The following is a 12,622-nucleotide window of genomic DNA, read 5'->3' as shown; positions in this document are numbered from 1 at the left end:
TGCTAGCACGGTTGTTTGACCCGGATATTGAGCGGTTCACTCCGTTCAAGCGGGTCAAGGCGATCTTGCTGGAACGGACTGAGCGCCTCCGGTTGGGACTGCTCAACCAGGACTCCAGTTGCTCGCCTGGTCAAACCCGGGCGCTATCAACGGAGAGCGAATTACCGAATGAGCACTTTCGAGTATGAAATTCGGAGCAGAATCGTCGTCTGGGAGGGGACCAGTGATGGTGAGGCCGATGGCAGCAATGCGACCGCTGGCAATGAGGCGAGCGCCGGCGGGGGATAGCACAGACAGCGGGATGGCGCGGGCGTTCCAGCCGGTGCTGCTGTGGCTGCTATCGCTGCTGCTGCTCACCACCCTACTTCTCGTTCCCAGCCCCCCGGCAGCCGCCAGCCCCGATGCCGGGGGCGATACGGCGCAGCGCAACTGGTACGTCGTCGAGGTGCTGCTCTTTCGCCAGTGGGAGCGTGGCGGTCGACACGCCGAGCGCTGGCCCGATCCATCGCCGCCCGACCCCCACCACTACCGCTGGTTCTCGCCGATCGGCTGTGGCGGCAGTGGCTCCGGGCGCGCCGCCGGTGGCGTGCGCATCCACTGTCTACCACCGGAGCAGCGTGAGCTGGGCAACCAGTGGGGGGCGCTGCGCCGCGCCGAGGCCTACGTTCCGATCCACTACGCTGCGTGGATACAACCAGGGCTGCGTGAGCGCGACTCGGTCGCTGTGCCGATCCCCTTTAACTGGCAGCCGCCGACGAGCCCACCGGAGCCGACGGAGTTCACCGCTCCGGGCGAGCGACCCAACACCTCGATCTACGGACTGGTGCGCATCGTTCAAGAGCAGCAGCTACACGCCATGATCGACCTGCGCCTGAACCGCGCCCACTACGCCGGTGACGATCTCTCAGATGAAGAGCTTGAACGCGCCTCACTGCATCGCCTGCGCGAAACCCGCCCCGTGCGTCTAGGCGAGATCCACTACTTCGATCACCCGGCCATGGGAGTGCTGCTGCGCATCCGCCGCGGCGAGCCGCCGTCGTAAGTCGTCGGCGTGGTCGCGGCGCCCTCCCTTACGGGGGGCTTACGGGGCCAGGGACGTTTACGGGAGCCTCGAAAAACCCCAGTTTCAGCACGCATCATCAATGGGTTAGCAGGCCGGCGGTGAGGATTTTCGAGGTGCCCTTACGTTTAAGCGGTCACGCGCGGCGCCAGCGAGGCGATGATCTTGCGCACCGACTCCATGCCGTAGGTCAGATGCTCGCGAATCTCTTCCATCGAGACGGTGCCGCCGTCCTCAATGCCGGCCGCCCAGTTCGCGACCACCGCGCAGTGGGCGTAGGGCAGTTCAGCCTCGCGCGCCAGCGCCGCCTCCGGCATCCCGGTCATGCCGACTAGGTCGCAGCCGTCACGCCGCATGCGCTGAATCTCCGCAGCTGTCTCTAGACGAGGCCCTTGCGTGGCCCCGTAGGTGCCGCCATCGACAGCCTCGACCCCGGCCTCGGCAGCGGCCCTAAGCAGCCAGGCGCGCAGCTCGGCATCATAGGGGTAGGTAAAGTCGATATGCGTCACCGGCCCCACATCCTGCTCGAAGAAGGTCATGGTCCGAGAGTGGGTGTAGTCGATGATCTGATCGGGGATGGCGATCTTGCGCGGCCCATAAGCCTCGGTGATCCCGCCGACGGCAGCCACCGCCAGCACTTGCTGCACCCCGACGTGGCGCAGCGCCCAGATGTTCGCCCGATAGTTCACCTGGTGCGGCGGGATATTGTGGCCGTAGCCGTGGCGAGCCAAGAAGGTCACATCGTAGCCGCGAAAGCGGCCGTGAATCAGGGGCGTCGACGGCTCGCCAAAGGGGGTACGCACCACCTCCCGGCGGGTGATCTCGAGTCCTTCCAAGGCGGTCAGGCCGGTACCGCCAATAATCGCCAAACTCATCGTGATCTCCTTTCCTCAGTGTCCGACGTCGATGGCGTAGATCCCGGCGGCGTTGCGCCCAAGCCCCCGGCAATCCATACCGCCGCCGAACAGGTAACGATCCTCGGCCTCAAGACCGACGAAGTCGGCCTGCAGCCCCTGGTGCTTGCGATCGTGGAGCTTGTCGATCAGCACGGCCGTGGCCACCGAACGTGCCCCCGCCACGCGGAAGGCCTCGATCACACCGGCCAGGGTGAAGCCCTCATCGAGGATATCGTCGATGATCAGCAGCTCGCGCCCCTCGATCGGGGTTGTCGGCATAGCATGCCAGACCAAATCGCCGCCCTCGGTGCGATTGCGGTAGCGCGTTGCGTGCACATAGTCGACCTCAAGGGCAAAGTCGAGGCGCGGCAGCAGCTGTCCGGCGGGGATGATGCCGCCGATCATCACCGTGATGACCAGCGGGCGGCGACCGGCATAGCGCGCCGTAATCGCCTCTGCCATGCGATCGTAGGCCTGTGTCACGGCATGGTGGTCGTGGATCAATTCAGCGCCCTGCAACTCAGGGGCATCTTCCCAAGGCATATACCCTCTCCTGGTCTAATCCCAAATCGCCGACTCCCACGGAGAGTCGCCTACTGTCCAGTCATCGCTCCATTCGTGGGCCGGGGGCGCCTCGGCGCGCCGACCATAGAGCCGCGCTAGGCGCAGCGGCGAGTCCGCCGGGGTCGGCAGCTCCAAAGAGCCCGATCCGTCCCCCAGCACCGCCTCGGCCTCGCTGCGCTGACAGAGCAAGACCGCATCGCAGCCGGCCGCGAGCGCCTGCACGCAGCGCGCGCTCAGCGAGCCGACGCTGACCGCCCCGGCCATCCCCAGATCGTCGCTCAATACGGCCCCGGAGAAACCGATCCGGCGCCGCAGGATATCGCTAATCCAGCGCCGGGAAAAGCCGGCGGGACGATCGTCGATCTCCGGAAAGACGATATGGGCAACCATCACCGCCGGCAGACCAGCGGCAATCGCACACTGAAAAGGCAGCAGATCGCTTGCGGCAATCTGCGCCAAACTCCGGGTATCACACGGTAGCGCGACGTGGCTATCGGCGGCGATCGCGCCGTGCCCGGGAAAGTGCTTACCGACGGCCGCCATGCCACCCTTCGCCATCCCGCGGACCCACGCCATCGCGAGGCGGGCGACCGCGTGCGGCTCGCTGTGCAGGGCACGATCACCGATCACGCTACTGACCCCGCGGTCGAGATCGAGGACCGGAGCGCAGCTCAGATCGACACCGCAGGCGCGCAACTCGGCGGCCATCACATGGCCGCACTGTGCTGCGAGTGCCTCCGCCCTATCGGGCTGCGCGGTATAGAGCGCACCGATGGTCCCCGGCGGCGGTAGACGCGTAAAGCCGTCGCGAAAGCGCTGAACACGTCCGCCCTCTTGATCGACGAGCAGCAGCAGCGGCGGGTCACGCAGCGCACGGATCGCCGCCGTTAAGGCGCACAACTGCTCTCGATCGGTGTAGTTGCGGGCAAAGAGGATCACCCCGCCGACGGCCGGATGGCGCAGCAGCTCACGCTCCTCAGCGAGCAAGGAGGGACCATCGATGGCGACAATCAGAGGGCCGAGACCGGCCCCCGTCCCCATGCGGGCAGCCCGAACAGCCTGAGCAGCCTGAGCAGCCTGAGCAGGCGGCATGTTACGACGACTCCGGATGACTGGGTCGCGGCAGCGGCCGCAACGGCGGCCCATTGCCGATCCAGACCGGTGTACCGACCGCTACGCGGGGAAAGAGCTCAATGATCGCGTCGTTGCCCAGGCGCACGCAGCCGTGCGAGCACGCCACCCCGAGCGGGGCATCGTCGGGGGCGCCGTGGATGTAGATGTAGCGGCGCATCGTATCGCGCACCCCGAGGCGATTGAAGCCGCGCTCCAGACCACTGAGCCAGAGAATGCGGCTTAAGATCCAGTCGCGCTCCGGGTACTGCTGCGCCAGCTCACGGCTCCAGATCTCGCCGGTCGCCCGGCGGCCGACAAAGACCGCCCCGCGCGGCGCTGTCGCCCCAATCCGCGCTCGCACCGTATGCCAGCCGCGCGGCGTGCAGCCACTCCCCGAGCGCTCACCGAGGCCGGCAGCGGCGGTCCCAATCGGATAGCAGTCGCGCGCCTCCGCCCCCTCCATCAAGTACAGCCTCTGCGTCGCCGCATCGACCAGCAGCCAACTCGTCCAGCGACTCACTCTTCTACCGACTCACGCTTCCACTGAGAGTAGGGATGGTGCACCAAACAGACGTTGTAGTACTTCGGGTCGTCGGAGACCTCGCGTCCCACCCAGGGAGGCCGCTCGAAGGGCTCATCGGCACTCGCCAGTTCGATCTCGGCGACCACCAAACCGGCGTTATCCCCCTCAAAGACGTCGATCTCCCAGGTGTGCGCCCCCCAGCGGACCGCGTAGCGCGTCTTCTCAATCAGCGGCGGCGTACAGAGGGTGGCCAGTATCTCCTCGGCGTCCGTCAGCGGAATCGCGTACTCGTACTCCTGACGCTCAACCCCCAACGTCGCGCTCTTGATGTTCAACCACGCCTGATCGGCAGCCGTGCGCACGCGAATCGACGCCCGCTCGGCACCGACCAAGTAGCCCTGACGCATACGCTGCCCGGCATCGGCGTGCGCCTGCCACGCCTCACTGGTGATGAGAAATTTCCGCTCGATCTCCTGCGCCATACCACCTCGCTCCAACCGTCCCTAACCGTGATGCGTTGAGTTGCGTTGCTCTGCGCCGCAATCGCCCGCCCATGGTAAGCCACAGGGCCGCAAAGAGGAATCGGGCCAACCGGCCAAGCCCAGCTCACCGGCGGCGATGGAGAGCAGCCACAATGAATGATCAAGGCCGCAAACCCTATCAATACAAATGCTGCTGAAAGCCTACAAACACCTCCCGAATCTTGCTCACAGGCCCCATCTCTTGTACCGCATCGCCGAGGCTGTGGTACTTCAATTCAATCAGCTGCGGCAGCTTCTCCGTATCCAGTTCGCTCACGCCGTGCGCCACGTAGTGACCGAGCACAAACCGCAGAAAGTCTTGCTGCCGGTAGTCGTGGCCATGGAAGATGCGCTCCTTGTGGGCAGCCACGCGCTCGGCCCGGGTGGCCGGCGCCATGTTGAAGGCGATGTAGGCCAGCACATCGTAGAGATCACTGTGCTCGGCCTCGATCAGCTTGCCCACATCGGCCAGCTGTTGCCTGCCGTAGCCCTTCTCCTCCAGCCCCTCCAGGAGCTTGCGGCGTGTATCCGGGCGGCCCCACAGGCGGCGCAGTTCGTCCTCGTCCTTGAACAGCTCCGGCAGGTCACCGAAGAGGCGCTGGATGAATTCGGCGGCGGAGATCGGCTTGCCGTCCGGGCTCCAGAAGCTGGTAGCACTCATGTGCTGGATAGTGCGCTCCTTGCCGTCGGCCAACCGGATCTTCACCTTGCGGCGTCTCTCGCAGATGCAGGGCCGTTCGCCGCAGAGCTCGCAAGGTTCAGGTGGCTCCTGCTCGCACACACAAGGCCGCTGGCCGCAAACAGCGCAGGGCTGCGGCGGCTCCCTGGTGCAACTGCACGGGCTGTTGCCGCACTGTTTGCAAGGCTCAGATGGCAGCGGCTCGCCATCCCACTCCGGATCGCTGAAGTGCTCGTAGGCCTTCACAAAATCGTAGATCGTGAAGTAGTCCTTACCGTCGTAGAGGCGCGTCCCCCGACCGATGATCTGCTTGAACTCGATCATGCTGTTCACCGGTCGCATCAGCACGATGTTGCGCACGTTGCGGGCATCCACGCCGGTGGAGAGCTTCTGCGAGGTGGTGAGAATGGTCGGGATGGTCTTTTCGTTGTCCTGGAACAGCCTCAGGAAACGCTCACCCTCTGTGCCGTCGTTGGCAGTGACGCGCTCGCAGTAGTGCGGGTCCGTGCTGGTCTTGAGCTGATTGATCAGGTCGCGCACCGCCAGCGCGTGTTCCTGCGTAGCGCAGAAGACCAGCGTCTTCGCGCGCGGGTCGATCTGCTCCATGAACAGCTTCACGCGGTAACGCTCGCGCTCCTTGATCTCGATGACCTGGTTGAAGTCCTCCTCGGTGTAGCGCCGCCCCTGCTCCACCTCGCCCTCGATGACCTCGTCATCTGCGGTGTAGACGTAGTCATCCAGTGTGGTGGCGATCTGTCGAACCTTGAACGGCGTCAGAAAGCCGTCGTTGATGCCCTCCTTCAACGAGTAGATGTAGACCGGCTCGCCGAAGTAGGCGTAGGTGTCGACGTTGTGCGTGCGCTTCGGAGTGGCGGTCAGGCCGAGCTGCACGGCGGGCCGAAAGTACTCCAGGATGCCGCGCCAATTGCTCTCGTCGTTGGCGCCGCCGCGGTGGCACTCGTCGATGATGATAAAATCGAAGAAGTCCTGCGCAAATTGCTCATAATTGGCACCGAAGATCGGCGCCGGGTGGCCCGCCGCATCGCGACCGGTCATGAAGGTCTGGAAGATGGTAAAGAAGACATTGCCGTTCTTCGGCACCCGGCCTTGTCTGCGAATCACCTCCGGATCGATGCGCACCAGCGCATCCTCGGGAAAGGCGGAAAAGTCGTTGAAGGCCTGATTGGCCAGGATGTTCCGATCCGCTAGGAAGAGGATGCGCGGCTGCCGACCCGGCGTGCCCGAGGCGCGTGCCGCCAGGCTCCAACGGGCATGAAAGAGCTTCCAGGCAATCTGAAAGGCAATGGCGGTCTTGCCGGTACCGGTGGCCAGGGTCAGAAGGATGCGATCCCGTCCTGCCGCGACGGCCTCCAGCGCTTGATTGATGGCGTTGTGCTGGTAATAGCGCGCCTGCCAGAAGCCACCCTTGTCCTCGAAGGGGACCGCGCCGAAGCGTTCCCGCCAGGTCTCTTGAGCACCGGCAGCCGCGCCGAAGGTCTCCGCCCACAGCGCATCGGGAGAGGGCCAGGCATCCACCGGCCCCTCCGTGCCCGTGGCCATATCGACCTGGTAGATGCCGTCGCCGTTGGTGGCGTAAGCGAAGCGCGTCTGCAGGCGCTCGGCGTAGCGCTTAGCCTGCCCCAACCCCTCGGTCACCGGCAAGCTGCGCCTCTTGGCCTCAATCACCGCGAGCTTCTGGCCGCGATAGATCAGCACGTAGTCGGCGATCTCCTGCCTGGTCCGTTTGCCACCGCCCTGCAGCCGACCGAGGGTGATCACCTCACGCCGCACCCGGCTGGCCTCCATCACACCCCACCCTGCAGCTCGCAGGCCCGGGTCGATGAGTTCAGCGCGAGTCTCGGCTTCGTTCACTCTTGGGCTCCTGCCAGCATGTTCATGATCAAACGGATCATGGTCTCCTTGTTGGCGGCATCGGACTCGGCCACCAACAGGGTCAAGGCCGCAAGGCCGACATCGTTGATCACCGGCTCACCCGCGGTATTCAACAAGCGGCCGTTGCGGTGGAGGAAGTCCGCGAACAAGAAGGCCGCGCTGCGCTTATTGCCATCAGAAAACGGGTGGTTCTTGACCACGAAATACAGCAGATGCGCGGCCTTGGACTCGACGCTGGGATAGGCGGGCTCACCAAACACGCTTTGATCCAGATTGCCCAGCAGCGAGGCCAGACCGTCGCCCCGGTCGCGAGCGAACAGATCGGTGGCTTCGTCGCGCGCCATGAGGTCCGATTTCAGACGGTCCAGCGCGGCCCGGGCCTCTTCCTGTGTGGGCAGGCTTCCACCCGGCTGGGCACGCGGCTCGGTCAACAGGCCCTCGTCGTAGCGCTGCAGCAGCAGAAAGGTCTGGGCGTAGCGGCTGACGATATCCACCAGGCCACGACCGCTACCCGCGTCCAGCGCCGGGCTTTGCGCGGCCTTGCGCACCAGCGCCAGGGCCGCCTCCAGTTCGCGGGCGTTCTCCTCGAAGCGCTGTTGGTTCAGGGTCCAGCCCTGGGTGAGGTGTTCGCGGAGGATGCGGGTGGCCCACTGGCGAAACTGTACGGCACGGCGCGAGTTGACCCGGTAGCCCACGGAGATGATGGCGTCGAGGTTGTAGTGCTCGATCTGCCGACTGACTCGGCGCTTTCCCTCGGTTCGAACTGTTTCCAAAATGGAAACAGTTGCCTCCCGTTCCAGTTCGCCATCCTGATAAATGTTCTTCAGATGTTTGGATACCGCCGCCTTTTGCACATCGAAGATCACCGTCATCTGCTCCTGGGTCAGCCAGACGGTCTCGCGGTCAGTATCCAGCCGAACCTCAACGGCCTTGTCGGCATCCTCGAAAATGAGGACAGGGGCTCGGATGTCAGTGGTCATGTGACTTCCTCCACCTGGCGGATTGTATCGGCTGCCTCCTTACCAGCGGTGAGTTCGCCGGAGAAGGCTTTTTGTAGGAGGGATTGTTTCAATTCAGCCAATGAATCCAGCTTCTGCTTGAAGTTGAATTCGAGTTCCAGCGTCGCCGACTCCAAACTCTCTAGGCGAGCAACAATATTACGCTGTTTTTCAATAGAAACCAGTGGGATGTGAATCTTCTTCAACAAACTCGCCTTAATTCCTGTAGCGGTAGCGCCCGTCGCTTTCTTGTGAATGCGAGACTGCACCAATGGACTCCGAAGTGCGTAACAGAGGTATCCCGGATCGATGACTTCTCTATTGGGTTGCATCGAGATAATTCTTTGGGCGAACGCGACTTGCTCATCTGTGTCTAATTGACACACCAGACCGAGTGGCGCTTCTGTAGTGAACAAAACATCACCTTTGATTGGAATTCCACGCGTCATCCAAGCCTCGTAGTCATCCTTATTGATGAACTCTTCGGGCTCGCGCCGCAAGAACCCCATTCTTACATTCTTTGCAGTAATCAACCTCAGGCCATGCTGGGTCTTTTTCGGTGTTTTTCCGCGGTAGTCAATGAATTTTATATGCTTATCCAGTGGGACGAAATTCCACTGGTCACCTTCCTGACTAAAGACAGCATTCAAATAGCTCTCAAACAACTCCCGGGCATTGGCGAGGTTCTTTTCGGTGTTGGCGACTGCGGTGGCGATTCCCGCGAAGGCTTCATCGAGGATGGCGACGATGCGCTTTTGTTCGGGGAGGGGTGGCACTGGCGTCTTCAGTGCCTTCACGAATGGTAGCTTGACCCCTTTGACCGTGGCGCCGGTTCCTTCAGCCTCAATGACGTGGGATACACTCTGGAACCAGCGAAACAGGAACCGCACATCAAGGTTTTTTTCCTTCGGGATGATTCCACGGAGGTCTTGGTTGATTGCTGTATCCTGATCCAGCACACAGACTTTGCCAAGCCCTACCCTCGTTGCGATAACGACGTTTCCTGACGGAATAACATTAGTCGCACTGTTTTTGACGGCTTCTGACGAAATTTTGAATTCCGTACAATCTAGCACCTCGTCCCTCATGTCGCGGATGGTAGCCCAAGGGATGTCACCCTCATAAAACGCGGGATTGCGCTTCGAAGGCGTACCACCGCCTACTACGTTGCAAACCTCGCCAAGTGGCTTGAATACCCAATCCGCCCTCATAACATCCCCCGAATCCCTTCCAAGATCTCCTCACTCTCCCTGTCCAGCGTCTCGATCTCGTTGATGATCACCTCGGGATCGCGCAGAGGCGCGGCTTCCGCCTTGTTGGGGTTCTTCACCGAGAGATCGACGCTATCCGAATCAACCTCCTCGACCTCCACCGTCCAGGAGTTCTCCGAGTCCTCGAAGCCGGCCTGCCGGGCGACGAAATCCTTGAGGTCGTTGTCATTGAGCGGATTGGTCTTACCCAGACTGCGGCCGGGGTCGAGTTGGTAGTACCAGATCTTGCGCGTCGGGGCGCCCTTCTCGAAGAAGAGCACCACGGTCTTGACACCGGCCCCCAGGAAGGTGCCACCGGGGCAGTCGAGGATGGTGTGTAGGTTACAACTCTCCAACAGCTCCTTGCGCAGTGCCCGCGAGGCGTTGTCGCTGTTGGAGAGGAAGGTGTTCTTGATGACGATGGCGGCGCGGCCACCGGCCTTCAGGTACTTGATAAAGTGCTGCAGGAAGAGGAAGGCCGTCTCGCCGGTCTTGATGGGGAAGTTCTGCTGGACCTCCTTGCGCTCCTTGCCGCCGAAGGGCGGGTTGGCGAGGATCACGTCGAAGCGGTCCTTCTCCTGGATGTCGCTCAGGTTCTCGGTAAGGCTGTTGGTGTGGATGACATTCGGCGCCTCGATGCCGTGCAGAATCATGTTCATAATCCCGATGACATAGGGCAGACTCTTCTTCTCCTTGGCATAGAAGGTGCGGGTCTGAAGGGTATCCAGGTCACTGGTGGAGAGATGGCTGCTATCATGCTGGCCATCACCCCAGCCGTCCGGCCCGTAACGCCCCGAACCATATCGAAGATAGTCGTGCGCCTCGCACAGAAAGCCCGCTGACCCGGCGGCGGCGTCATAGATACGCTCGCCGATGCGCGGCTTCACCACCTGGACCATGGCGCGGATCAACGGACGCGGCGTGTAGTACTCCCCGCCGTTGCGCCCGGCGTTGCCCATGTTGCGGATCTTCGCCTCGTAGAGATGGGAGAGTTCATGCTTCTCCTTCTGCGAGCGAAAGCTCAGGCCGTCAATCAGCTCCAGCGCATCGCGCAGGCTGTAGCCGCTGGAGAACTTATTGCGAATCTCGCTGAAGATCTCTCCGATTTTGTACTCGATGGTGTCCGGACCCGTCGCCCGCACGCGAAAGTCCTGCAGATAGGGAAAGAGCTCGTCGTTGACGAAGGCGATCAGATCGGCGCCCGTCAGCGCCTCGTCGTGGTCAAACGCGCCGTCCGCCGTCTTCGGCGCGGCCCACGCCGACCAGCGGTAAGGCTCATCGATGATGTAGCGGTAGGACTTGCCCACCAGCTCCGCCTCCTGCGCGCGCTCATGCTCCAGATCGTCTAGGTACTTGAGAAACAGCATCCAAGACGTCTGCTCTGTATAGTCCAGCTCGGTGGCGCAGCCGGCCTCTTTCCAGAGCACGTCGTCGATGTTACGGAAGGTTTGTTCGAACATTCACTCTCCAGTTGTAAGGTTAGTCGCTACCGATCCTCACGCAAGCGGCCTTCCACATACTTATGGAGGATGCTGGAAATAAGTGTCTGGTAAGGGATACCCTCTGCCAGGGCTTTCTTCTGGAGGCCCCGAAGATCCTTGGAAGAAAGCCTGATGTTGATCCGGGCATCCTTCCTAAACATGGCTTCCGCGTACTGCTGATGCCGTGCTTTCCTCTCTTCAAAATCCGGTGCTCGCCGGAGCCCACCCGCATCAAATGCATCCAGAATTTCCTGCTCTTCTTTATCCAGCCTACTCATTTCCAACCTCTCAAATAGGTTTTGCTCGCTTTCCGGCTCGGAATTATTGTTTTGAGAAAGACCTCATCTTCCGACTCTATGAAGGGCACCAGATAGGCATACCCCTCTATCTCAATCACATGTACCTGTTGGCCAGGATACCGCTCTTGATTCGGATGTTCGAATGTATCCAGAATGCCTCCGACCACGATGTGAAAAACCACATCCTCGAACGCGATGCCTCGCTTCTCTTGCAGAAGCTTGTTCTTCTCTGGGTTCCACGTGATCGGCTTCATGGGTTGGAGCGTAGCACATTGTGTGCCTTATGTGCCCATTGGCGAACACGTAGCCAGCCGGCAGGAGTCTGATTGGACGGAGGGCGTAAGCCAAGCTAAGGTGTAAACGACCCAAACGCGCTGCGACACTCCGCATGCTAATCGTGTCCGCCTGGTAACCGTGCAGCGGAGACGGTTCGGGGTGGCGGTGGTAAGGCGGCGCCGGGGTTGCACGCCGTTAAAGACCCATCAGCCTATGTGCTTATGCAGCTCACACGCAGCCTGGTAAGGAGAGGGAAATGGCTCATCTAAACGGTCGTCACATCGTCATCACTGGAGCGGCAGGCGGCATTGGCGAGGCAACCGCCCGGCTGCTCTATGCCCACGGTGCTCACCTGGTACTAACTGACCGCGAACTGGACGGTGTACAAGCGCTTGCCAACAGCTTGGGCGAGAGGGCTGCAGCGATGGCGGTCGACGTCTCGAGCCAAGCCGACAATCAAGCCATGATCGAAGCTGCCGAAGCGCGCTTTGGACCCATTCACGGCCTCTTTCTGAACGCCGGCACCGAGGGCCGGATCGGCCCCCTTGAAGCCACGGACGATGCGGTCTGGGATCAGGTCTTCGCGGTCAATGTTCACGGCGTCCGCTACGGCATCCAGGCGGCACTACCCTCGTTGCGTCGCGGCGGTGGCGGTTCCATCCTGATTACCGCCAGTGTAGCCGGAGTCCGCGGCTCCCCCGGCCTAAGCCCCTATGTAGCCAGCAAACATGCGGTCATGGGGCTGATGCGCACCGCAGCAGCGGAGCTCGGACCGGAGGGGATCCGCGTGAATACGATCAACCCGGGGCCGGTCGACAATCGGATGATGCGATCGATCGAAGATCAAATTCAGCCCGGCCAGGGCGATGCGGTGAAAGAAGGCTTTTTGGGTCGCATACCGCTCGGACGTTACGTCACCAACGAAGAGGTCGCAGCCACCGCTTCGTTTCTGCTCTCCGACTCCGCATCCGGTATCACTGGAGCGAGTTATATGATTGATGCGGGAATGACGGCTCAGTGATTGGAGCGATTTCGTGGCACGGCGCCAGCCGATGTTGGCTCGGCGCCT

Annotated in this window: 13 protein-coding genes and 1 pseudogene; 3 read left to right on the top strand and 11 right to left on the bottom strand. The window is 62.0% G+C overall.

Features of this window, described 5'->3' with window-relative positions:
* Positions 1-188: pseudogene (locus tag CKO15_RS04165) on the top strand (RNA-guided endonuclease TnpB family protein); the annotation flags it as partial.
* A 50-nt stretch (positions 189-238) separates the two neighbouring features.
* The gene (locus tag CKO15_RS04160; protein ID WP_200192804.1) at positions 239-1,042 is read left to right on the top strand and encodes a CsiV family protein; all 804 of its coding nucleotides are present in this window, start codon (positions 239-241) and stop codon (positions 1,040-1,042) included.
* 146 nt (positions 1,043-1,188) lie between these two features.
* Here the strand turns inward: CKO15_RS04160 and CKO15_RS04155 are convergent, their stop codons facing one another.
* From CKO15_RS04155 to CKO15_RS04105, 11 genes are all read right to left on the bottom strand, one after another.
* Positions 1,189-1,935 carry an S-methyl-5'-thioinosine phosphorylase gene (locus tag CKO15_RS04155; protein ID WP_200192802.1) on the bottom strand — a complete coding sequence of 249 codons (747 nt, stop codon included), beginning with the start codon at positions 1,933-1,935 and terminating at the stop codon, positions 1,189-1,191.
* A gap of 15 nt (positions 1,936-1,950) precedes the next feature.
* The gene (locus tag CKO15_RS04150; RefSeq protein WP_200192800.1) at positions 1,951-2,499 is read right to left on the bottom strand and encodes a hypoxanthine-guanine phosphoribosyltransferase; all 549 of its coding nucleotides are present in this window, start codon (positions 2,497-2,499) and stop codon (positions 1,951-1,953) included.
* Between the two features lie 15 nt (positions 2,500-2,514).
* The gene (gene nagZ / locus CKO15_RS04145; protein WP_242464553.1) at positions 2,515-3,612 is read right to left on the bottom strand and encodes a beta-N-acetylhexosaminidase; all 1,098 of its coding nucleotides are present in this window, start codon (positions 3,610-3,612) and stop codon (positions 2,515-2,517) included.
* A 1-nt stretch (position 3,613) separates the two neighbouring features.
* Entirely contained in the window at positions 3,614-4,153 is a 540-nt protein-coding gene (locus tag CKO15_RS04140; protein WP_200192798.1) for a L,D-transpeptidase family protein, read from the bottom strand.
* On the bottom strand, positions 4,150-4,638 hold the full coding sequence (locus CKO15_RS04135; RefSeq protein WP_200192796.1) for a CYTH domain-containing protein: 489 nt from the start codon (positions 4,636-4,638) through the stop codon (positions 4,150-4,152). The genes CKO15_RS04140 and CKO15_RS04135 overlap by 4 nt, the downstream gene beginning before the upstream one ends.
* A gap of 178 nt (positions 4,639-4,816) precedes the next feature.
* Entirely contained in the window at positions 4,817-7,228 is a 2,412-nt protein-coding gene (gene hsdR / locus CKO15_RS04130) for an EcoAI/FtnUII family type I restriction enzme subunit R (RefSeq protein WP_200192795.1), read from the bottom strand.
* The gene (locus CKO15_RS04125; protein ID WP_200192792.1) at positions 7,225-8,229 is read right to left on the bottom strand and encodes a virulence RhuM family protein/type II toxin-antitoxin system death-on-curing family toxin; all 1,005 of its coding nucleotides are present in this window, start codon (positions 8,227-8,229) and stop codon (positions 7,225-7,227) included. Before CKO15_RS04125 ends, hsdR begins: the two co-directional genes overlap by 4 nt.
* Entirely contained in the window at positions 8,226-9,458 is a 1,233-nt protein-coding gene (locus tag CKO15_RS04120; protein ID WP_200192791.1) for a restriction endonuclease subunit S, read from the bottom strand. The genes CKO15_RS04125 and CKO15_RS04120 overlap by 4 nt, the downstream gene beginning before the upstream one ends.
* A complete protein-coding gene (locus tag CKO15_RS04115) occupies positions 9,455-10,957 on the bottom strand; it encodes a class I SAM-dependent DNA methyltransferase (protein WP_200192789.1) in 1,503 nt (500 codons plus the stop codon). The genes CKO15_RS04120 and CKO15_RS04115 overlap by 4 nt, the downstream gene beginning before the upstream one ends.
* A 26-nt stretch (positions 10,958-10,983) precedes the next feature.
* The gene (locus CKO15_RS04110; protein ID WP_200192787.1) at positions 10,984-11,256 is read right to left on the bottom strand and encodes an antitoxin; all 273 of its coding nucleotides are present in this window, start codon (positions 11,254-11,256) and stop codon (positions 10,984-10,986) included.
* Positions 11,253-11,531 (bottom strand): BrnT family toxin, encoded by a 279-nt coding sequence (locus CKO15_RS04105; protein ID WP_200192785.1) that lies wholly within the window; start codon positions 11,529-11,531, stop codon positions 11,253-11,255. The genes CKO15_RS04110 and CKO15_RS04105 overlap by 4 nt, the downstream gene beginning before the upstream one ends.
* A 278-nt stretch (positions 11,532-11,809) precedes the next feature.
* Between CKO15_RS04105 and CKO15_RS04100 the strand changes: the two genes are divergently transcribed.
* Positions 11,810-12,574 (top strand): SDR family NAD(P)-dependent oxidoreductase, encoded by a 765-nt coding sequence (locus tag CKO15_RS04100; protein WP_200192783.1) that lies wholly within the window; start codon positions 11,810-11,812, stop codon positions 12,572-12,574.
* The last annotated feature ends 48 nt before the right edge of the window (positions 12,575-12,622 follow it).

The organism is Halorhodospira abdelmalekii, assembly GCF_016583625.1.
Taxonomy (GTDB): Bacteria; Pseudomonadota; Gammaproteobacteria; order Nitrococcales; family Halorhodospiraceae; genus Halorhodospira; species Halorhodospira abdelmalekii.
The sequence above is the reverse complement of the archived record's forward strand: the minus strand, read 5'-3'. Positions and strand labels throughout refer to the sequence as shown.

Coding starts and splice junctions, on each gene's coding strand:
- CKO15_RS04115 (WP_200192789.1), bottom strand. CDS start 10,957: ATGTTCGAACAAACCTTCCGTAACATCGACGACGTGCTCTGGAAAGAG.
- CKO15_RS04110 (WP_200192787.1), bottom strand. CDS start 11,256: ATGAGTAGGCTGGATAAAGAAGAGCAGGAAATTCTGGATGCATTTGAT.
- CKO15_RS04150 (WP_200192800.1), bottom strand. CDS start 2,499: ATGCCTTGGGAAGATGCCCCTGAGTTGCAGGGCGCTGAATTGATCCAC.
- CKO15_RS04155 (WP_200192802.1), bottom strand. CDS start 1,935: ATGAGTTTGGCGATTATTGGCGGTACCGGCCTGACCGCCTTGGAAGGA.
- CKO15_RS04105 (WP_200192785.1), bottom strand. CDS start 11,531: ATGAAGCCGATCACGTGGAACCCAGAGAAGAACAAGCTTCTGCAAGAG.
- CKO15_RS04135 (WP_200192796.1), bottom strand. CDS start 4,638: ATGGCGCAGGAGATCGAGCGGAAATTTCTCATCACCAGTGAGGCGTGG.
- CKO15_RS04125 (WP_200192792.1), bottom strand. CDS start 8,229: ATGACCACTGACATCCGAGCCCCTGTCCTCATTTTCGAGGATGCCGAC.
- CKO15_RS04120 (WP_200192791.1), bottom strand. CDS start 9,458: ATGAGGGCGGATTGGGTATTCAAGCCACTTGGCGAGGTTTGCAACGTA.
- nagZ (WP_242464553.1), bottom strand. CDS start 3,612: ATGCCGCCTGCTCAGGCTGCTCAGGCTGCTCAGGCTGTTCGGGCTGCC.
- CKO15_RS04100 (WP_200192783.1), top strand. CDS start 11,810: ATGGCTCATCTAAACGGTCGTCACATCGTCATCACTGGAGCGGCAGGC.
- CKO15_RS04160 (WP_200192804.1), top strand. CDS start 239: ATGGCAGCAATGCGACCGCTGGCAATGAGGCGAGCGCCGGCGGGGGAT.